19 protein-coding genes and 6 tRNA genes are annotated in these 20,720 nt (G+C 53.6%); 9 read left to right on the top strand and 16 right to left on the bottom strand.

Features of this window, described 5'->3' with window-relative positions:
• Positions 1 to 11 precede the first annotated feature (11 nt).
• The 7 genes from HII27_RS20955 to HII27_RS20925 all read right to left on the bottom strand — a co-directional run bounded on the left by HII27_RS20955 (position 12) and on the right by HII27_RS20925 (position 1,176).
• A tRNA-Gln gene (locus HII27_RS20955) sits at positions 12 to 86 on the bottom strand.
• A gap of 45 nt (positions 87 to 131) precedes the next feature.
• Positions 132 to 208 (bottom strand) — tRNA-Met (locus tag HII27_RS20950).
• A gap of 20 nt (positions 209 to 228) precedes the next feature.
• A tRNA-Gln gene (locus tag HII27_RS20945) sits at positions 229 to 303 on the bottom strand.
• 37 nt (positions 304 to 340) lie between these two features.
• Positions 341 to 415 (bottom strand) — tRNA-Gln (locus HII27_RS20940).
• A 23-nt stretch (positions 416 to 438) separates the two neighbouring features.
• A tRNA-Leu gene (locus HII27_RS20935) sits at positions 439 to 523 on the bottom strand.
• A gap of 9 nt (positions 524 to 532) precedes the next feature.
• Positions 533 to 609: transfer RNA gene (locus HII27_RS20930), tRNA-Met, on the bottom strand.
• Between the two features lie 201 nt (positions 610 to 810).
• Positions 811 to 1,176: a hypothetical protein gene (locus tag HII27_RS20925; RefSeq protein WP_035892675.1), complete on the bottom strand. Its 366-nt coding sequence runs from the start codon at positions 1,174 to 1,176 to the stop codon at positions 811 to 813.
• 206 nt (positions 1,177 to 1,382) lie between these two features.
• Here HII27_RS20925 and HII27_RS20920 point away from each other — a divergent pair, with 206 nt between their 5' ends.
• The 5 genes from HII27_RS20920 to HII27_RS20900 are packed head-to-tail and all read left to right on the top strand — an operon-like array spanning position 1,383 to position 5,095.
• Positions 1,383 to 1,709 (top strand): HMA2 domain-containing protein, encoded by a 327-nt coding sequence (locus HII27_RS20920; protein ID WP_185669365.1) that lies wholly within the window; start codon positions 1,383 to 1,385, stop codon positions 1,707 to 1,709.
• 19 nt (positions 1,710 to 1,728) lie between these two features.
• A complete protein-coding gene (locus HII27_RS20915; RefSeq protein ID WP_185669364.1) occupies positions 1,729 to 2,430 on the top strand; it encodes a YtxH domain-containing protein in 702 nt (233 codons plus the stop codon).
• Complete coding sequence (locus HII27_RS20910) at positions 2,414 to 2,725, top strand: hypothetical protein (protein WP_123650119.1); 312 nt, start codon at positions 2,414 to 2,416, stop codon at positions 2,723 to 2,725. Before HII27_RS20915 ends, HII27_RS20910 begins: the two co-directional genes overlap by 17 nt.
• Entirely contained in the window at positions 2,709 to 3,014 is a 306-nt protein-coding gene (locus tag HII27_RS20905; RefSeq protein WP_223883260.1) for a YtxH domain-containing protein, read from the top strand. The genes HII27_RS20910 and HII27_RS20905 overlap by 17 nt, the downstream gene beginning before the upstream one ends.
• Positions 3,011 to 5,095, top strand: coding sequence for a heavy metal translocating P-type ATPase (locus HII27_RS20900; protein WP_185669363.1), 2,085 nt, complete (start codon positions 3,011 to 3,013; stop codon positions 5,093 to 5,095). The genes HII27_RS20905 and HII27_RS20900 overlap by 4 nt, the downstream gene beginning before the upstream one ends.
• 164 nt (positions 5,096 to 5,259) lie before the next feature.
• On the opposite strand, the gene asnB is transcribed toward HII27_RS20900, so the two are convergent.
• The 6 genes from asnB to nagB all read right to left on the bottom strand — a co-directional run bounded on the left by asnB (position 5,260) and on the right by nagB (position 12,405).
• Entirely contained in the window at positions 5,260 to 6,924 is a 1,665-nt protein-coding gene (gene asnB / locus HII27_RS20895) for an asparagine synthase B (RefSeq protein WP_185669362.1), read from the bottom strand.
• A gap of 305 nt (positions 6,925 to 7,229) precedes the next feature.
• Positions 7,230 to 8,138, bottom strand: coding sequence for an amidohydrolase family protein (locus HII27_RS20890; protein WP_185669361.1), 909 nt, complete (start codon positions 8,136 to 8,138; stop codon positions 7,230 to 7,232).
• Positions 8,139 to 8,348: 210 nt separating this feature from the next.
• Entirely contained in the window at positions 8,349 to 9,101 is a 753-nt protein-coding gene (locus HII27_RS20885) for an HAD-IIA family hydrolase (RefSeq protein ID WP_106924677.1), read from the bottom strand.
• A 68-nt stretch (positions 9,102 to 9,169) separates the two neighbouring features.
• Positions 9,170 to 10,390: a DNA-binding transcriptional regulator NagC gene (gene nagC, locus HII27_RS20880; RefSeq protein WP_185669360.1), complete on the bottom strand. Its 1,221-nt coding sequence runs from the start codon at positions 10,388 to 10,390 to the stop codon at positions 9,170 to 9,172.
• 8 nt (positions 10,391 to 10,398) lie between these two features.
• Positions 10,399 to 11,547, bottom strand: coding sequence for an N-acetylglucosamine-6-phosphate deacetylase (nagA, locus tag HII27_RS20875; RefSeq protein ID WP_185669359.1), 1,149 nt, complete (start codon positions 11,545 to 11,547; stop codon positions 10,399 to 10,401).
• 57 nt (positions 11,548 to 11,604) lie between these two features.
• On the bottom strand, positions 11,605 to 12,405 hold the full coding sequence (gene nagB / locus HII27_RS20870) for a glucosamine-6-phosphate deaminase (RefSeq protein ID WP_185669358.1): 801 nt from the start codon (positions 12,403 to 12,405) through the stop codon (positions 11,605 to 11,607).
• 341 nt (positions 12,406 to 12,746) lie between these two features.
• On the opposite strand from nagB, the gene nagE reads away from it, so the two are divergent.
• From nagE to chiQ, 4 genes are all read left to right on the top strand, one after another.
• On the top strand, positions 12,747 to 14,696 hold the full coding sequence (nagE, locus tag HII27_RS20865) for a PTS N-acetyl glucosamine transporter subunit IIABC (RefSeq protein ID WP_185669357.1): 1,950 nt from the start codon (positions 12,747 to 12,749) through the stop codon (positions 14,694 to 14,696).
• 186 nt (positions 14,697 to 14,882) lie between these two features.
• On the top strand, positions 14,883 to 16,541 hold the full coding sequence (gene glnS, locus HII27_RS20860) for a glutamine--tRNA ligase (RefSeq protein ID WP_185669356.1): 1,659 nt from the start codon (positions 14,883 to 14,885) through the stop codon (positions 16,539 to 16,541).
• 466 nt (positions 16,542 to 17,007) lie between these two features.
• Complete coding sequence (gene chiP / locus HII27_RS20855) at positions 17,008 to 18,426, top strand: chitoporin ChiP (protein ID WP_185669355.1); 1,419 nt, start codon at positions 17,008 to 17,010, stop codon at positions 18,424 to 18,426.
• A 49-nt stretch (positions 18,427 to 18,475) separates the two neighbouring features.
• On the top strand, positions 18,476 to 18,811 hold the full coding sequence (gene chiQ / locus HII27_RS20850; protein WP_185669354.1) for a ChiQ/YbfN family lipoprotein: 336 nt from the start codon (positions 18,476 to 18,478) through the stop codon (positions 18,809 to 18,811).
• A gap of 112 nt (positions 18,812 to 18,923) precedes the next feature.
• Here the strand turns inward: chiQ and fur are convergent, their stop codons facing one another.
• The 3 genes from fur to ybfE form a co-directional block, all read right to left on the bottom strand.
• On the bottom strand, positions 18,924 to 19,376 hold the full coding sequence (gene fur / locus HII27_RS20845) for a ferric iron uptake transcriptional regulator (RefSeq protein WP_185669353.1): 453 nt from the start codon (positions 19,374 to 19,376) through the stop codon (positions 18,924 to 18,926).
• 291 nt (positions 19,377 to 19,667) lie between these two features.
• Complete coding sequence (gene fldA, locus HII27_RS20840) at positions 19,668 to 20,198, bottom strand: flavodoxin FldA (RefSeq protein ID WP_061283436.1); 531 nt, start codon at positions 20,196 to 20,198, stop codon at positions 19,668 to 19,670.
• 150 nt (positions 20,199 to 20,348) lie between these two features.
• On the bottom strand, positions 20,349 to 20,642 hold the full coding sequence (ybfE, locus tag HII27_RS20835; RefSeq protein ID WP_185669352.1) for a LexA regulated protein: 294 nt from the start codon (positions 20,640 to 20,642) through the stop codon (positions 20,349 to 20,351).
• Between the last annotated feature and the right edge of the window lie 78 nt (positions 20,643 to 20,720).

The raw sequence follows: 20,720 nt of genomic DNA, 5'->3' as shown, positions 1-20,720 counted from the left end.
CTTTTTGAAAATGGCTGGGGTACGAGGATTCGAACCTCGGAATGCTGGTATCAGAAACCAGAGCCTTACCGCTTGGCGATACCCCAACAATTTTTTTTCGAATGTATCGATAACTCGATAAATTCTGAATTTGGTGGCTACGACGGGATTCGAACCTGTGACCCCATCATTATGAGTGATGTGCTCTAACCAACTGAGCTACGTAGCCGATACTAACATATTCTTCGATGGCTGGGGTACCTGGATTCGAACCAGGGAATGCCGGTATCAAAAACCGGTGCCTTACCGCTTGGCGATACCCCAATACCGTCGCGGCTATCCGCAAATATCGAAGAAAATATGGCTGGGGTACCTGGATTCGAACCAGGGAATGCCGGTATCAAAAACCGGTGCCTTACCGCTTGGCGATACCCCATCCGTGCAACGCTTACTGGTGAATGGTGCGGGAGGCGAGACTTGAACTCGCACACCTTGCGGCGCCAGAACCTAAATCTGGTGCGTCTACCAATTTCGCCACTCCCGCAAAAAAAGATGGTGGCTACGACGGGATTCGAACCTGTGACCCCATCATTATGAGTGATGTGCTCTAACCAACTGAGCTACGTAGCCATCTTTTTTTTTCGCGTTACCTTATCGGCGTTGCGGGGCGCATTATGCGTATTGAGCCCAATACCGTCAACACCTTTTTCAATGAAATTCACCGGAATGTGACTGTTTGGTTGGGTTGTGAACAGCCTGGCGCATTATTCGGCAATTATTGGTTATTTCGCGTTAAATCATGCCATCAATACATCCGGATTCACTGCAAGGTTATCGCGTTAATACGCTAACAAGTGAAACCACCGGGCCACCGACTGTACGCTTAAGTGCACCGAAAGCCAGCGTTTTTAATAAATGACTGGCGCCCACGCGCAGGGTGTTCTCGATATAGCTTTTATCTTTCTGGCTGCTAAGCCATTGCGCCTGTTCCAGCTCATTGAGCAGGGTTGAGGCAGAAATACGCGCGGGATCGAAGCTCACCGCCACGGAACCAGCATATAAGCGGTGAATCACCTCTTTAATACCGTCGCGGGCGCGGAGTTGTTCAATCAGCTTCTCGACTTCATGCGGATGGCGTTGGATCCAGCTGGAGCGGATACGGATGCGATTGGGGGTCTGGTGCAGGTAAGGAGTCATAGCCGCCTCATTTTTACTTATATAGTGGTAATGAGAGTAATTTATATTTGCATTCCACCCATGTCCAGCCTTCACCGCACGCAGCGCAAAAAAGAATCGGACGTTCCCTTTTGACACATCGCAAGAGAAGGGCGATTAGCGCTATCTGACGTTTTCTATCTGTGATTTCATTAATGTCACCTATAAATATCAGGGTATTAAATGATATGCCTGTCGAATCCTTGGGCGACTTACTGACTTTGCGCCGCTTTGTCGAAGTGGCGCACCATATCCCCGGGCGTCTGCGCCTGCGGTTTTCCAACAAGCTTGTAGCCAGCCTTAGCCAGGGGAAGCTCAAGCAGCTTGATGCTTATTGCTCCCCTGAGGGGTACCTCCGGCGTTATCAGATCAACAGCGAAACCGGTTCTATCGTCCTTGAGTACGATGCGGCCGCGATTCGCCCGCAAATCCTCAACCAGCTGTTTGGTCAGGATGGTGAGCAGGCCCAGCACGCGCTGGAGCAGCTAGCCGCCATTCTTAGCCCTTCTCACTAAATGAAAAAGGACAGTCATCATGAGCACCAATGACAACAACGCACAGCAAGTTCCACCGGCCGGTTACTATCCGCCATACGGCTACCCGTGGTATCCGTACCCGCCAATGCCACAGGGAATGGCATGGCCGCAGAACGGGCAGATGCCTCCTCAGCCACAGATGCCACCACAGCCGCAAATGCAGATGCCACCGCAAATGGCGATGGGGTTCCCGCCTATGGGCTTCCCACCGGCACCTCAGGGCGCGGTACCGCCGCAGTTTGCTCACCCGCATCACCATCATCACCACCACGCTGCCGCGCAGCAGGGCGTGGACTGGAGCCAGTATGCTCAACACGTGGTTGATGGCGCGATGGGCGACCAGGCTGGCCTGCTGAAAAATATCATCAGCACCGTCGGGATGGACGACAAAGAGTTCTGGAAAGGCGCGATGGTTGGCGCGGCGGTAACGCTGCTGCTGACCAACGATTCCGTGCGCGGCATGCTGATGCAAACGCTGGCGGGGGCGGGCGACATGCTTAAAGCCGGTTCCAGCAAAGTCAAAGACGGCGTGAAGAATAGCTCTGAAGCCATCAAAGATACGGCAACTTCCAGCGCGGCTATCTTTCGCGACACCATGAAAGCGGGTAAAGAGGGCTTTCAGGAGTCCGTAGAGCGTCATCGCCAGCCGGGCGCCGTGCCGTTTGATGATGAGGGCGTAGCGGATGAACAACAGCCGTGACCGACAAAACCGCGTAGGCCGCGCCGCCATTGCTGGCGCGCTGGTCGGGGGAAGCGCTGCCTGTGCGCGTGAATGGCAGCGCTACCAGCAAAATGAACAAACGCTGAATGAAGCGGCCTGCACGGTGATGAAGGCGACGGCGAAGGCCAGCCTTATCAGCGGAACGGTGATGGCGATAGCGGATGCCAATAAGACTCGTCCGCTGCAGTCCGTGCTGACCCTTATCGGGGTGGGCGCCGCTTCTCTTTATCTTATGGATGCGATAGCTAAGCGAGGAAATGATGAATCAGCCTGAATACCTGTACAACCCGTGGACCGGTGCGTGGGAACGTAATCCCGCAGCAATGCCGGTACAGGCGCCTGCGGCAACCAATAGCCGTACCCACCTGCTAACCGGGCTGGTAGCGGGTGCCGCAATCACCTACCTTCTGACCAACCGTAACGTCCAGCAGGGGATCACCAATACGGCGAGTAAAGCCTGGGGTACTGTGCGTGGCGAAATGGAAGAAATGAAAGAGCGCATTGCCGACCTGCAGGCCGAACTGGACTACTACCGTAGCCAGAATAAGGATGAGATCGAGTGAGTGCGGTAGGCGAACGGGTTACCGTCGTTCACCAGATCCCCGGACGCGTGCGCCTGCGTATTGCGGCGCTCGGTGACTACCCTGATGCCGCCGGGTGGCTGAAACAGCAGATCCTGACGTTGCCCGGCGTAAGCGGTGTGCGTATTCGTCCTTCGGCGCGTAGCGCGGTGATCCAGTGGGATCGCGCCCGGACTTCACTTGCTGCGATTATGGCTGCGGTGGAAGCGCTGGACTGGCAAACGGCGGAAGACGGCGAATTCGAAACCGAATACTGCGGTGGCGATAACCTCCTTAACCTCGCAGGGTTGGCGCTAACGCAGGTGCTGCCGCCTCGCTGGGCGCGTCTGCCGGCGGCGCTGCTGACTGCACCGACTATCCTGGAAGGGGCGCATACCCTCAGCCAGGGGCAGTTGAAGGTAGAAGTGCTGGATGCGCTGGCGCTGAGCCTGTCGATGCTGCGCGGCGATAACCGTACCGCTATGCTGACGCAGTCGCTGCTGACGCTCGGCGAGTATATGGAGCAGGAGACCAGCCGTCACTCCGACGCGCTGCTGGCCGATCTGATGCAGCCTCGTGAGCACCCGGTCTGGGTTGAGCGCGATGGTGAAAGCGTGGAGATCAACAGCAGCGAGCTGGTGGCGGGTGACGTAATGCTGCTCGGCCCGGGGGATAATATCCCTGCCGACGGTACGGTGCTGCGCGGCGTTGCTCAGGTCAACCAGGCGTCTATGACCGGAGAAAGCGTGCCGGTGCGTCGTGAGCCGGGTTCCTGGGTTTACGCGGGAACGCAAATCCAGGACGGCAACGTGGCGATTACCGCCGAGCAGGTGGGCGAGTCTTCCTCGACGGCGCATATTCGCCGCTTTATCCGCGACTCGCTGACTCAGCGTAGTGAAACCCAGCAGGTCACTCAGGCCATGGCTGACCGTCGCGTTGGTATCACGCTTGGGGTGGGTGCGGCGGTGTTTGCCATGACCCGCAGCTGGGAGCGTCTGGCTTCGGTATTCCTCGTTGACTACTCCTGCGCGCTGAAGCTCAGTACGCCAATCGCCTTTAAATCGATTATGTATCGGGCCGCGCAGAACGGTCTGCTGCTGAAAGGCGGACGAGCGATTGAGAAGCTGGCTGAGGTCGATACGGTGGTGTTCGATAAAACCGGCACCCTGACCCACGACGAGATGCAGGTGACGGACGTCATCAGCTTCAACGACCAACTGGTACAGGCTAAACGCTTGCTGGCGATTGCCGCTTCGGTGGAAGAGCACAGCAATCACCCGCTGGCGCATGCGGTCGTGGCGGCGGCAGAGCACCACGAACTGCCGCATATTGCGCACGGCGAAGTGGAGTATGTCATTGCTCACGGTCTGCTTTGCGCGCTGGAAGATCATCAACTGGTGATCGGCAGTCGTCACTTCCTGGATTGTCACTACGACATCGATTTCACGCCGTATGAAGCGGAAATTAATGAACTGGCGGCGCAGGGGCGGCATCTGCTGTTTATCGGCTTTGATAATCAGCTGGTGGGGATGATCGGTCTGCAGGATCATCTGCGCGATGAAGCCTCTGAAGTGATCGAACAGCTTAAAGCGTCCGGCATTCGTCAGGTGGTCCTGTTGACCGGCGATCGCGCCGAGAAAGCATGCCAGTTGGCAGAACGTGTAGGCATCGATCGCTACGTTGCCGAAGCCACGCCAGAGAGTAAGGTCGAAGTCGTGAAAGCGCTGCAGGAAGCGGGGCACAAGGTGATGTTCGTGGGTGATGGTATCAACGATGCGCCGGTGCTGACGCAGGCAGACGTGGGCCTCGCCATGAACCAGAGTACCGAGCTGGCGCAGCAGGCGGCGGATGCCGTGCTGTTGCAGGACAGTTTGTATGGCGTTATCACCGCGCGTCAACTCTCGCTGGAGGCGATGAAGCTGGTAAACAGCAACATCAAGCTGACCGAGTGGGTGAACAGCGCCATTATGCTGGCAGCGGCGCTAGGCTGGCTGTCGCCGGGTGCTAGCGCGATGCTGCATAATGGGACGACGCTGGGCGTGTTGCTGCGATCGCTGGCGGCGAAGAAAGGGCGCGGGGAGTAGGTTTTCCCTCACCCTAACCCTCTCCCAAAGGGAGAGGGAACCGCTGGTTTTCTCCCTCGCCCCTTTGGGGAGAGGGCCGGGGTGAGGGGAATCACCCGCACCAAGCCAAAATAAAAAGCCCCCGATGTCACCATCAGGGGCTTTTTTCTATCTCACCGCCACGCTTACTTGTAAGCAGACTGGTGCACGCCTACCGCGCGACCAGACGGATCGTCCATGGTTTTGAACGCTTCATCCCACTCAATCGCTTTCGCAGAAGAGCACGCAACGGACGGGCCGCCCGGGACACATTCCGCAGCGCTTGGTACCGGGAACAGCTCTTCAAAGATTTCACGGTACAGATAGCCTTCTTTAGACGTTGGCGTGTTGTACGGGAAGCGGAAGTGCGCGGTTTCCAACTGCTGATCGGTCACCTGTTTTGCCGCGACTTCTTTCAGCGTATCAATCCAGCTATAGCCTACACCGTCAGAGAACTGCTCTTTCTGGCGCCATGCAACGCTTGCTGGCAGGTAAGATTCGAAGCATTCACGCAGCACGTGTTTTTCCATCTTGCCGTTGCCGCACATTTTGTCCTGTGGGTTGATGCGCATCGCCACGTCGAGGAATTTTTTATCCAGGAACGGTACGCGTGCTTCCACGCCCCAGGCGGACATCGCTTTGTTAGCGCGGGCGCAGTCGTACATATGCAGAGCCTGCAGCTTACGTACGGTCTCTTCGTGCAGCTCTTTGGCGTTTGGCGCTTTATGGAAGTACAGGTAGCCGCCAAACACTTCATCAGAACCTTCACCGGATAGCACCATTTTGATGCCCATCGCTTTGATTTTACGCGACATCAGGTACATCGGCGTAGAGGCGCGAATCGTGGTTACATCGTAGGTTTCGATGTGGTAAATCACGTCGCGAATCGCATCCAGACCTTCCTGCACGGTGAAGTGAATTTCATGGTGCACGGTACCCAGGTGGTTTGCTACTTCCTGCGCGGCTTTCAGGTCAGGGGACCCTTCCAGACCAACGGCGAAGGAGTGAAGCTGCGGCCACCAGGCTTCTGAACGTTCCTGATCTTCAACGCGGCGAGCGGCAAATTTCTTGGTGATAGCCGAGATAACCGAAGAATCCAGACCGCCGGAGAGCAGCACGCCGTAAGGCACGTCTGACATCAGGTGGCTTTTCACCGACTCTTCCAACGCCTGACGCAGTTCGTTTTTGTCGGTCACGTTGTCTTTAACCGCATCGTAGTCGAACCAGTCACGCTGGTAGTACTGACGAATTTCGCCGTCTTTGCTCCACAGATAGCTCCCTGCTGGGAACTCCTGGATGGTGCGGCAAACCGGGGTCAGCGCTTTCATTTCAGAAGCAACGTAGAAGTTGCCGAATTCGTCGTGGCCCATATACAGCGGGATAATACCGATATGGTCGCGGCCAATCAGGTACGCGTCTTTTTCGCTGTCGTACAGCGCAAAGGCGAACATACCCTGCAGGTCGTCGAGGAATTCAGGCCCTTTTTCCTGATACAGCGCGAGGATCACTTCGCAGTCAGAACCGGTCTGGAACTGGTAGCGGTCGCCGTATTCAGCGCGCAGCGCCTGATGGTTATAGATTTCACCGTTGACGGCCAGAGCGTGCGTTTTCTTTTCGTTATACAGCGGCTGAGCACCGGCGTTGACGTCAACAATCGACAAGCGTTCATGTGCGAGAATCGCTTTATCACTGGCGTAGATCCCGGACCAGTCCGGACCACGGTGGCGCATCAGGCGGGAGAGCTCAAGCGCCTTTTTACGCAGCTCAACCGCATCAGTTTTAATATCCAGTACACCGAAAATAGAACACATAGACTTCTCCGTTAACCCTGTGGCGTTGTGCTGTTTAATTGTGTGGCGCCGTACTGTCGCAGCGCCTTTGCATGAGTAAAAAAATGCCGCAAAGGGCGAGCGGGCGCAAGGGTTTTTCGGCCTATGAAAGAAAAAATGCAATGAGGGTTATGGAATACTAAAAAATACGTATGTCTATTCTTCTATTATTGATGAATCATCATTTTTTAAGCGTTATTTTTAAATAATCTACTTTTTTGTCAGTTGGTAGGTGACGAGAATAGATTTCTCGCCCCGTGCAGAGGCAAAATCTGCACGGGATGAGCTTAGGCAATGCCGAAAGGCCAGATCTGCTGGACCGTTTTGTAGAGAATTTGCTCGCGGTCTTTGGGGGTTAACCACGCCAGGTGATCGCGGTAGAGTGCGACCGCTTGCGCATAGCTCAGTTTATTCAAACAGATTGGCCAGTCGGTGCCCCACATCAGTCGCTGTGGCCCAAAGGCATCAAACACCTGTTTAACCTGCTGTGCGGCATCCGGGTAGGGGTAAGGCTGCTGGGAGAGCGACCACATATGCGAAATTTTGACGTAGACCTGTGGATAGCGCGCCAGCGCCAGCAGTTTGTTCAGCTCGTCAGGATGATTCAGCGGCGAATCGGCCATGTGATCAATGACCACCGTCAGCTCTGGATTTTGCTCAATCCAGGGAATAAGGTCGGGCATTCTGCTGGGAGCGGCCAGAATGGTCATCGGTACTCTCAGGTCGGCGGCCTGTCGCCAGAGTGGTTTCATTAACGGCCCACGAATCCAGTCACCGTCAGCTTTATCAGAAGGGCTCAACCTGACGCCGCGAAAACCTTCGTCAATGGTCAGGCGGGCCAGATGTTCCGGCGCAGCTGGGTCTTCCGGGTTAACGCGGCAGATACCCTGGAATTTATCCGGATACTGTCGCAGAACGTCAGCCAGATAGCGATTATCCCAACGGTAGTGAATAACCTGCACGATCACCGTGCGAGCAACGCCGTTGGCGGCCATCAGCGATAGCAGCATTTCGGCGGTGAAATCCTGCGGCGGCGCTTTGCGGTCCTTAGCGTAAGGATAGCGCGGGTCGGTTTTCCAGACGTGCACGTGGGAGTCAATCATGAGCGGTGAGGGCAGCGCGGCAAACGCCGGGCGCAGCGCACAGGCGAGCGGTAGGGCGGCGCTGGCGGCAAGGAATTGACGACGGCTAAGCATGTTTTTCTCCATTGCATCGGCCGTCTGAATCCCGGAGGCGTCAGAGTTGAGTTATTTGAGATTGGATGTGGGCTCAGTGGGCAGATGCGCTAGCTGACGAGCCACTATAAAACGCGAATGAGCGGGATGATTCAGACCGATGCCCAGGAAGGCATCGGTTTCACTGTTAGAGTTAACAATGGGTTGTGAACAGCGTCACGGCGTGAACCGCTAGATAATGTCGATTTCCGCAACGGACGGATAAATCCATGACGGACGGAACGGCATATTGTCGATGTCATCAACGGTCGAGACGCCAGAGAGCACCAGAATCGTCTCCAGCCCCGCCTGGAAGCCGGCCAGAATATCGGTGCGAAGATTATCGCCGACGATAACCGTCTGCTCTGAGTGCGCCTGCATTTTGTTCAGCGCGGCGCGGATGATCCACGGGCTTGGCTTGCCCACGACAAACGGCTTACGGCCTGAGATTTTTTCGATGCCGGCGCACAGTGCGCCACAGGCTGGGTAATAGCCGCGGCCATGCGTGTCCGGGTTGGTCGCGATGAAGCGAGCGCCATTGGCGACGAAGAATGCCGCCTTGTGCATCATTTCCCAGTTAAAGGAGCGCGTTTCACCCACGATAACGAAGTCAGGGTTGACGTCGGTGATGGTGAACCCGGCTTTATAGAGCTCGTGGATCAATGCCCCTTCGCCGACAACGTACGCTTTTTTTCCTTCCTGGCGACGCAGGAAGTCGGCGGTTGCCATGGCGGAGGTATAAAACACGCTATCAGGCACGTCGATGCCTGCGGTGGCGAAGCGGTTCGCCAAATCCTGACCCGTCTGTGAAGGGTAGTTGGTCAGACAGAGGAACGGCATACCTTTATCCAGCACGCGAGCGACGAATTCTGCCGCGCCCGGCACGGCAACGTTGTCGTGCATCAGCACACCGTCAATATCACAGATTACATTCTGAATGGTCATGGACTACCTGGCGTTTGTTTTTAAAGAGGCGTAATTATACACGTTATCCCCAGCATTGCCTCTTAGGTCTAGCCTTCCAACAAATGTTGCAGCAGGATACCGTTGAGCATTGCACGCTTAACCAGTGCAAAAGCGCCGATCGCGGAGCGGTGATCGAGGGTTGAGCGCACCACCGGCAGGTTTTTGCGAAAAGCCTTTAAAACCTGAGTGTTGATACAACCTTCAATAGCGGGTAGCAGCACGCGGTCAGCCTCGATGATCTCACCGGCAATCACCACTTTCTGCGGGTTAAACAGGTTAATGGCAATGGCGATGGTTTTACCAAGGTGACGGCCCACGTGCTCAATCACCTCGGTGGCCAGCGCGTCGCCTTTATTGGCGGCTTTGCAGATGGTTTTGATGTGGCAGTCATCGAGCGTGACGCGGCTCTGGTATCCCTGTTCCAGCAGGTGGCGCACGCGCTGCTCGATGGCGGCGTTGGCGGCGACGGTTTCCAGGCAGCCAAAGTTACCGCAGTGGCAGCGTTCGCCGAGCGGGTCGACCTGTATATGACCAATTTCCCCGACGTTGCCATTACGGCCGATAAAAATACGCCCGTTAGAGATGATTCCCGCACCGGTACCGCGGTGTACGCGCACCAGAATGGAGTCTTCACAATCCTGACTTGCACCAAAGTAGTGCTCTGCCAGCGCCAGGCTGCGGATGTCGTGGCCGACAAAGCAGGTGACGTTAAAGCGTTTTTCCAGCGCTTCGACCAAACGCCAGTTTTCCACTGGGATGTGCGGCATGTAGCGGATGACGCCACTCTCCGGGTCAACCAGGCCAGGCAGAATCACTGAAATGGCGATCAGTTCACGGATTTTACGCTGGCACGATTCAATAAAGGTGCCGATAGTGTTCAGCAGGGCGTGCTCCAGCGTCTCCTGGGTGCGTTCCGGCAGCGGGTAGTGCTCTTCAGCAACCGCTTTACTGCTCAGATCGTACAGCGTGAGGGTGGTGTCGTGACGACCCAGACGAACGCCGATGGCGTGGAAATGGCGGGTTTCGGTGACAATCGAGATAGCGCGGCGGCCCCCGGTGGAGGCCTGCTGATCGACTTCTTTGATCAATCCGCGCTCAATGAGCTGACGCGTGATTTTGGTCACGCTGGCGGGAGCAAGCTGGCTCTGCTCGGCAATCTGAATACGCGAGATTGGCCCATGCTGGTCAATCAGGCGGTATACGGCCGCGCTGTTAAGCTGTTTTACGAGGTCAACATTACCAATTTGAGCTTGTCCGCCTGGTGTCATACTTTCTCTTACTCAGTAACGACCTCGTTGCCATTAACGATGGTCTTGATGATTTTATAATCGTGCGTGAATGCGGTCAGGTTGGCGACCTTGCCAGGCGCGATGCTACCAAAATGTTTCTCAACGCCAATCGCGCGGGCAGGGTAGAGCGTTGCCATGCGCAGCACTTCGTCCAGCGCAATATTGGCATGCTCAACCAGATTACGAACGCCTTCGATCATCGTCAGCGATGATCCACTCAGTGTGCCGTTTTCATCAACACAGAGTCCATTGCGGTAGTATATTGTTTTACCAGCAAAAATGAACTGATCAATATTGGCACCTGCCGGAGCGGTGGCGTCGGTCACCAGACACAGCTTATCGCCTTTCAGACGTTTGGCGTTACGGATATTGATGTAATCCACGTGCAGGCCATCAGCAATGATGCCGCAGTAAATTTCGTTTGCATCCAGGATAGCGCCGGTCAGACCAGGTTCACGGCCTGACATATAAGGCATGGCGTTAAACAGGTGCGTCGCGAAGGTGATACCCGCACGGAAACCTACGCGTGCTTCTTGCGCCGTGGCGTTGGAGTGGCCTGCAGAAACCACGATACCGGCATTTGCCAACGCGGTGATGACTTCCGGTGCGACCATTTCTGGTGCCAGGGTCACTTTGGTAATTACGTCGGCGTTATCGCAGAGGAACTTCACCAGTTCAGCGTCGGGTTTACGCACGAAGCTTGGGTTGTGAGTGCCTTTTTTCACCAGATTCAGCCATGGGCCTTCAAGGTGCAGCCCCAGCGCCTGGTTAGGGTGCTTCGCCAGATATTCGCGCATCACGCGTACGCCCTGTTTCATCAGGTCGTCGCTGGTGGTGATAAGCGTTGGCAGATAGTTGGTGCAGCCCGATTTCTCGTTGGCTTTCTGCATGATTTCCAGCGTTTCAACGGAGACTGCTTCAGCGGTGTCGTTAAACTGCACGCCGCCGCAGCCGTTGAGCTGAACGTCGATAAAACCAGGGGCGAGAATGGCGCCATTAACGGAACGCTGTTCGACGTTCGCTGGTACATCGGCCAGTGGGCAAATACGTTCAATAAGGCCATTGGCGACGATAATCGCATGGTCATCCAGAATTTCGTGGCCGGTATAAATTCGGCCATGGGTTAATGCATACATTACGACCCCCGGTGTTCTAAAATTTTGTCCCGCAGCAGGCTACGGGACGGTAAGACATTACAGACCTTTAATATTTTCAGCTTCTAATTCATTGAAATATTTCAGGGTCTTGACCTTCAACTCCATGGTAGAAGGTTCATCGCAGACGATCAGCGATTTCGGATGCAGTTGTAGACAGGTGATGGTCCACATGTGGTTGACGTTACCTTCAACCGCTTGCTGCAGCGCCAGCGCTTTCGTCGCGCCCTGCACCAGAATCATCACTTCTTCCGCATCCAGCAGCGTACCAACGCCAACGGTCAGCGCGTATTTTGGTACCAGCGCAACGTCGCCGTCAAAGAAACGGGAGTTAGCGACGCGGGTTTCATGCGTCAACGTTTTGATACGGGTACGGGAAGACAGTGAAGACGCCGGTTCGTTGAACGCGATGTGACCATCGTTGCCCACGCCACCCATAAACAGGTGAATTTTGCCGTAAGAGCGAATTTTTTCTTCATAACGGCGGCATTCTGCGTCAACATCCGGCGCGTTGCCGTTCAGCAGGTTGATGTTTTCTTCTGGGATATCAATGTGGTCGAAGAAATTGCGGTGCATGAAGCTGTAGTAGCTTTCCGGATGCTCTTTTGGCAGCCCAACGTATTCGTCCATGTTGAAGGTGACGACGTGCTTAAAGCTCACCTGGCCCGCTTTATGCATTTCAACTAAAACTTTATAGGTCGCCAGCGGGGTGCCGCCGGTTGGTAGGCCGAGGACAAACGGACGGTCTGCGGTAGGTTTAAAAGCATTGATGCGGTTAACGATGTGGCGGGCAGCCCATTTGCCGACTTGTTCAGCGTTAACGAGAGGAATCAGTCTCATTCTTCACCTCAAAATGTAAAATATAAGAAGTTGGCGGATGGCATCTCCGTGCACTCTTTAAGCGTAACCTGTTTGCATCGTCAGGGAGCAATCCGTTTTGATTTTTTGAATGATAAAATAAGTTTTCATGGTTAGCCAGTAAAAGGGAGTGGTGAGAACAATATTTGGTGACTATAGTCACAAAAAACACGTTTTTAATTTGCGATACGAATTAAACTTCCACACACTCATAAGCCTTAGAGTTGTGATTGCAGTTTACAAGACATCGCAGTGTCATGCTTTTTTGCACAATAAAAAAATGGCTTAAATGAGCCGTATCGGGGTGTCGTAGGGGGAATAAGATGAATATTTTAGGTTTTTTCCAGCGGTTAGGTAGGGCGTTACAGCTCCCTATCGCCGTGTTGCCAGTAGCGGCGCTGTTGCTGCGATTTGGTCAGCCAGATTTACTGAACGTGCCTTTCATCGCGCAAGCGGGTGGGTCCATTTTTGATAACCTGGCGCTGATTTTCGCCATCGGTGTGGCATCCAGCTGGTCTAAAGACAGCGCGGGTGCGGCAGCACTGGCGGGCGCAGTCGGTTATTTCGTTCTCACTAAAGCAATGGTCACCATCAACCCAGCCATTAACATGGGTGTCCTGGCGGGTATCATTACCGGTCTGGTCGGCGGTGCCGTTTATAACCGTTGGGCGGGTATCAAACTGCCTGACTTCCTGAGCTTCTTCGGCGGCAAACGCTTTGTGCCAATCGCCACTGGCTTCTTCTGTCTGGTGCTGGCAGCCATCTTTGGCTATGTCTGGCCACCGGTGCAGAACGCCATCCACGCAGGTGGTGAGTGGATCGTAGGCGCTGGCGCGCTGGGCTCCGGTATCTTTGGTTTCATCAACCGTCTGCTGATCCCAACCGGTCTGCATCAGGTGCTGAATACCATCGCCTGGTTCCAGATTGGTGAGTTCACCAACGCGGCCGGTGCGGTCTTCCATGGTGACATTAACCGCTTCTACGCGGGTGACGGCACTGCGGGTATGTTCATGTCCGGCTTCTTCCCAATCATGATGTTTGGTCTGCCGGGTGCGGCGCTGGCGATGTACTTCGCAGCACCGAAAGCGCGTCGTCCAATGGTTGGCGGTATGCTGCTGTCCGTTGCGATCACAGCGTTCCTGACCGGTGTTACCGAGCCGCTGGAATTCCTGTTCATGTTCCTGGCGCCGTTACTGTACCTCCTGCACGCGATTCTGACCGGCGTGAGCCTGTTTATCGCGACGCTGCTGGGTATCCACGCTGGCTTCTCCTTCTCCGCAGGTGCTATCGACTACGTGTTGATGTACAGCCTGCCGGCAGCAAGTAAGAACGTCTGGATGCTGGTGGTAATGGGTCTGGTGTTCTTCGTTATCTACTTCGTCCTGTTCAGCGTAGTTATCCGCATGTTCAACCTGAAAACGCCGGGTCGTGAAGATAAAGACGACAGCGTGGTGACGGAAGAAGCGAACAGCAACACCGAAGAAGGTCTGAATCAGCTGGCAACTAACTACATTGCAGCGGTTGGCGGTACTGACAACCTGAAAGCGATTGATGCCTGTATTACCCGTCTGCGTCTGACCGTAGGCGACTCCGCGAAGGTGAGCGATGCGATGTGTAAACGTCTGGGCGCTTCCGGTGTGGTGAAACTGAACAAACAAACCATCCAGGTTATCGTGGGTGCGAAAGCCGAATCTATCGGCGACGCGATGAAGAAAGTGGTTGCTCGTGGCCCGGTTGCCGCAGCAGCAGCGGAAAGTGCAGCACCAGCAGCGCCAGCGGCAGCAAAACCGCAGGCGGTGGCTAACGCCGCGACCGTAGAAACCCTGGTTTCTCCGATTACCGGTGATGTGGTTGCGCTGGAGCAGGTTCCTGATGAAGCCTTTGCCAGCAAAGCGGTCGGTGACGGTGTGGCGGTAAAACCAACGGATAAAACCGTGGTTTCCCCAGCAGCGGGCACCATCGTGAAAATCTTCAACACCAACCACGCGTTCTGCCTGGAAACTGACAAAGGCGCGGAAATCGTTGTCCATATGGGTATCGATACCGTTGCGCTGGAAGGTAAAGGCTTCAAACGTCTGGTTGAAGAGGGTGCAGAAGTGAAAGCGGGTGAGCCAATCCTGGAAATGGATCTGGACTTCCTGAACGCCAATGCGCGCTCCATGATTAGCCCGGTTGTTTGCAGCAACAGCGATGATTTCGGTGGTCTGGTGATTAAAGCCGAAGGTCATGTCGTTGCCGGTCAAACACCACTGTATGAGATTAAAGGTAAGTAACTGCTCCTGAGTAAAGTGAGTTAAGTGCCTTAAGCGGCGGGGGCGTTCCTCCGCCGCTTTTTTTTGCCGCAAATTCCCCCACATTCGTTATTCCATCGCTTTTTTTGTGCAACTAATAGTTGTCTAGAAGCGCGGCTTATAAGATCATGTGCCGTTATACGTTGTTTACGCTTTGAGGAATCTACGATGAGTGAGGCTGAAGCCCGCCCGACTAACTTTATTCGTCAGATCATTGATGAAGATCTGGCTACCGGTAAGCACAACACGGTGCATACCCGTTTTCCGCCGGAGCCGAATGGCTATCTGCACATCGGTCACGCGAAATCTATCTGCCTGAACTTCGGCATTGCGCAAGATTATCAGGGCCAGTGCAACCTGCGTTTCGATGACACCAACCCAGTCAAAGAAGACATCGAATACGTTGAGTCCATCAAAAACGACGTCGAATGGTTAGGTTTTCACTGGTCTGGCAACGTTCGCTACTCCTCTGATTACTTCGATCAGCTGCATGCCTATGCGGTAGAACTGATCAACAAAGGTCTGGCGTACGTCGATGAACTGACGCCTGAGCAGATCCGCGAATATCGCGGCTCGCTGACCGCGCCGGGCAAAAACAGCCCATACCGCGATCGCAGCGTAGAAGAGAACCTGGCGCTGTTCGAAAAAATGCGTACCGGCGGTTTTGCCGAAGGCACTGCCTGCCTGCGCGCGAAAATCGATATGGCGTCACCGTTTATCGTGATGCGCGATCCGGTGCTGTATCGCATCAAATTTGCCGATCACCACCAGACCGGCACCAAGTGGTGCATCTACCCGATGTACGACTTCACCCACTGCATCAGCGATGCGCTGGAAGGCATTACGCACTCCCTGTGTACGCTGGAATTCCAGGACAACCGTCGTCTGTATGACTGGGTGCTGGATAACATCACGATTCCGGTTCATCCGCGCCAGTACGAATTCTCGCGCCTGAATCTGGAATACACCGTGATGTCCAAGCGTAAGCTGAATCAGCTGGTGATGGAAAAGCACGTAGAAGGCTGGGATGACCCGCGTATGCCGACCATCTCCGGTCTGCGTCGTCGTGGTTACACCGCCGCGTCTATCCGTGAGTTCTGTAAGCGCATCGGCGTGACCAAGCAGGACAACACCATTGAGATGGCTTCCCTGGAATCCTGCATTCGTGAAGATCTCAACGAAAATGCTCCGCGTGCGATGGCGGTTATCGACCCGGTTAAACTGGTTATCGAAAACTACCCGCAGGGCGAAAGCGAGCTGGTGACTATGCCTAACCATCCGAGCAAACCGGAAATGGGCAGCCGTGAAGTGCCGTTTAGTGCAGAGATCTGGATCGACCGCGCAGACTTCCGTGAAGAAGCCAACAAGCAGTACAAGCGTCTGGTGATGGGTAAAGAAGTCCGTCTGCGTAACGCCTACGTGGTGAAAGCAGAGCGCGTGGAGAAAGATGCGGAAGGCAATATCACCACCATCTTCTGTACCTACGATGCGGATACTCTGAGCAAAGATCCGGCCGATGGTCGTAAAGTGAAGGGCGTGATTCACTGGGTGAGCGCGGCACATGCGCTGCCGGTTGAAATTCGTCTGTATGACCGTCTCTTCAGCGTGCCGAATCCAGGCGCCGCAGAAGACTTCCTGTCGGTGATGAACCCAGAGTCACTGGTTATCAAGCAGGGCTACGCTGAGCCGTCTCTGCAGGCTGCTGAGGCCGGTAAAGCATTCCAGTTCGAGCGTGAGGGTTACTTCTGCCTCGACAGTCGTTATACCACCGCTGAGAAGCTGGTCTTTAACCGCACCGTCGGTCTGCGTGATACCTGGGTAGGTTGATTCCTTTCCCTGATAAAAACGCCGCGCTTGCGGCGTTTTTTTTGGCCTGCCGCGAGAGGTTCTCTTTCACTGGATGATAATGTTACTTTCGGATGAAAAAATACGACCTCTTATAGTTTCGCGAAGCGAATTAATGCAATTATTCTACCTCTAAGTATCCCCACGCTTTTAATCCCGCTTGTTACAAAAATCTAATGTAAACGGTCTCATTCGTACTTTTCTCAGGCCTGGCAAGGCTTGGCGTGGAGATATTGCAGTAACGCACTCTGTTACAAACGGAAACCAAATATGTGCGCTTTGTCATAATCCTGCACTCTCGTTGCGGAAAAGGATTGATAATTCGCGTCGCGAAAAATAGTCTGTAGGTGTAGTGAAACACAATTTTTTAGCAGTACCTTTTTATCAGTTTTATTTTTTTGCCTTCTGCTTTGCAGCGGCATTTTTAAAAGTCAAAGAGGATATAACTATGCGTACGTTTAGTGGCAAACGTAGTACGCTGGCGCTGGCTATCGCCGGTGTGACAGCAATGTCAGGCTTTATGATGACTCCGGAAGCAAAGGCAGAAGGCTTCATCGACGATTCTACAATGACCGGCGGCATCTATTACTGGCAGCGTGAGCGTGACCGTAAAGATGTAGATGACCACGGTAAATATAAAACCAACCTTTCCCACTCCACCTGGAACGCCAACCTCGACTTCCAGTCTGGCTACGCGGCTGACATGTTCGGTATTGATATTGCGGCGTTTACCGCGATTGAAATGGCAGAGAATAACGGTAGTGCTCACCCGAACGAAATTGCCTTCTCCGCGAGCAATAAAGCATACGATGAAGATTGGTCTGGCGATAAAAGCGGTATCAGCCTTTATAAAGCGGCAGCTAAATTTAAATATGGTCCTACCTGGGCACGTGCTGGTTATATCCAGCCAACCGGCCAAACGCTGCTGGCTCCGCACTGGAGCTTTATGCCTGGCACCTATCAGGGTGCTGAAGCCGGCGCTAACTTCGACTACGGTGATGCTGGCGCGCTGAGCTTCTCATACATGTGGACCGATCAGTACAAGGCTCCGTGGCACCTGGAAATGGATAATTTTTACCAGGGCGACCGTAAAAAGAAAGTGGATTATTTACACTCTCTGGGCCTGAAGTATGACTTTAAAAACGATCTGGTGCTTGAAGCTGCCTTTGGCCAGGCTCAGGGATATATGGACCAGTATTTCGCTAAGGCATCCTATAAATTTGATGTCGTGGGTAATCCATTAACCACCAGCTATCAGTTCTATGGCGCGCATGACAAAGTCAGCGACCAAAAAAATCTGACAACGAAAGATGATGTTGCGCTGGCTAACGACCTTTACGATGGAATGGCATGGTTACAGGCATTAACCTTCGGCTACAAAGTCGGTCAGGTTGATTTACGCCTGGAAGGCACCTGGGTGCGTGCAGAAGGTAACCAGGGTTACTTCCTGCAGCGTATGACTCCTACCTATGCATCGTCTAACGGTCGTCTGGATATCTGGTGGGATAACCGTTCTGACTTCAACGCCAACGGCGAAAAAGCGGTATTCTTCGGCGCCATGTACGACTTAAGTAATTGGGACCTGCCGGGTTGGTCCGTCGGGGCATCATATGTCTACGGCTGGGATGCTAAACCAAGCTCCGCTGAAATCTACGATCAAAGCCAGCGTCTGAAAGAATCCTCGTACAGCCTTGATGCTGCCTATGTTGTACAGGATGGCCGTGCGAAAGGAACGATGTTCAAACTGCACTTCACCCAGTATGACAATCACTCCAATCTTAATATGGGCGATGCAGGTTACAACAACATGTTCCAGGATGAGCGTGACGTGAAATTCATGGTTATCGCACCGTTCACTATTTTCTGATGCTAACGCGGCAGGGGGAGACCTCTGCCGCTGTTAAGAGGCTCATCGTATGAAAAAATTGATTATTATTGCGCTGATGGCTGCTGGATTAACCGCCTGTGCCCAATCTCCTGCACCGAAGGAAGATAGCAAGCTTAAGGATGCTTACAGCGCCTGTATTAACACCGCAGAAGGCAATCCGGATAAAATTCAGGCCTGCCAGAGTGTGCTGAACGTGCTGAAGCAAGAGAAAGCGCACGAGCAGTTTGCGAATCAGGAAAGCGTGCGCGTCATTGATTACCAGAAATGCATTAACGCCAGAAAAATGGGCAATGACGAAGCGGTAGCGAAGAACTGCGATAAGATTTGGCAGGAAATTCGCAGTAACAACGCGCCACAGAAATAAGCTTATGCTGACAACGAAAAACCGCTGCTTGCAGCGGTTTTTTTATGGCTATCGTAAAAGCAGGGCATAAAAAAACCAGCGCTTAGGCTGGTTTTCGAGAAGCGCGGTACGCTTATTTTGCTACCGCGTCATGTGCGTGTTCATCTTCACGGCAGTCGCCTTCAGCGCAGTGACCATAAAGATAAAGACTGTGGTTCGTTAAGCGGATACCGTGCTTCGACGCGATTTCACGCTGCCGAGCTTCAATGGAATCATCGCTGAACTCGATCACTTTGCCGCAGTCGAGGCAGATCAGGTGATCGTGGTGATGCTGCTGGGTCAGTTCAAAAACGGATTTACCGCCTTCAAAATTGTGACGGGTCACGATACCGGCGTCATCAAACTGGTTCAGTACGCGGTAAACCGTGGCTAAACCAATCTCTTCACCCATGTCGAGCAGGCGTTTGTATAAGTCTTCCGCGCTGACATGGTGGTTATCCGGTTCCTGAAGGACTTCCAGAATCTTTAACCGTGGAAGTGTGACTTTCAGGCCAGCCTTCTTTAATGCGGTGTTATTGTCAGTCATGCGGAATCTGTCCTGTTGCTAAACGATTAACTTCCATCAGCGAAAGTATCACAGAGAATGCACCCGAATTAATGCGTCTCATTATAGAATGACCCTATTGAAATGAAAACAGCAAGAGCCGGGTAAACTAAGCTTTCAAAAACGAGGCTTCACCGACAAACTGGCGATGAGACCGCGCTAAATCAGAAGATATTGTACAGGTATGCGCTCAAAAGTTAAAAAATTGTAGCTATTATTTTAATTGCTTTTACCTATTAATGCGGCACGATTCATCATCGTGCCGCAGGATAATCAGGCGTTTTTGATCTCATCCAGGTGCAGCTCTTCTGCAACCTGCTTAACCCATTTCTCAACGCGCTCGGCGGTCAGTTCTGGCTGGCGGTCTTCGTCGATAGCCAGACCCACAAAGTGGTCGTCATCCGCCAGACCTTTGGATGCTTCGAAATGGTAACCTGCGGTCGGCCAGTGGCCGACGATGGTTGCGCCACGCGGCTCAATGATGTCGCGGATGGTGCCCAGTGCGTCACAGAAGTATTCCGCGTAGTCTTCCTGGTCGCCGCAGCCAAACAGCGCAACCAGTTTACCGTTGAAGTCCACTTCTTCCAGCGTAGGGAAGAAATCATCCCAGTCGCACTGTGCTTCACCGTAGTACCAGGTTGGGATACCCAGCAGCAGAATATCGAATGCTTCCAGATCTTCCTTGCTGCTCTTGGCAATGTCGTGAACGTCAGCGACATCTTTACCAAGCTGTTTTTGAATCATTTTTGCGATATTTTCGGTGTTTCCGGTATCGCTACCGAAAAAGATGCCAACGATTGCCATGAGTAAAATAACCTCTTGAAACTTAATGATATGGTGGTGGCTTATTGCCCACAGATAAGGGCAATCATAGCAGAACAGAGAGGTGCGCGGAAACCGCTATCGTGCCGGACTGCACACTCTGCTACATGAAAGCGTATTTTGGGGGATTTTTCAGACTTTCCCCTGTCCGTGCAGTTGGGCCAGTTGGCTCATCAGAATCTCTTCAATGAGTTCACTCCGGCTCATATCACGGGCAGTCGCCAGCTCGTTGAGCGCATCAACGGCTTCGTTATTCAGCTTCAGCTCCACGCGCTTCAGACCGCGCACTTTGTCGCGTTTTAACTGATTACGCTTATTAATGCGCAGCTGTTCGTCACGCGAAAGCGGATTGGTTTTTGGTCTTCCCGGCCGACGCTCATTTGCGAACAAATCTAAGGTCGTACGGTCCGTTTGTTCTTTTGCCATGGTTCTGAGTGACTTCGGGGAAACAAGCTACCGGGCGGTGCCCGGTGCAGACAGCGCGCAATCATACATCAGTGGGGC

Origin of the sequence: Kluyvera sichuanensis, from assembly GCF_014218705.1 — a bacterium.
GTDB classification, from domain to species: domain Bacteria; phylum Pseudomonadota; class Gammaproteobacteria; order Enterobacterales; family Enterobacteriaceae; genus Kluyvera; species Kluyvera sichuanensis.
The sequence above is the reverse complement of the archived record's forward strand: the minus strand, read 5'-3'. Positions and strand labels throughout refer to the sequence as shown.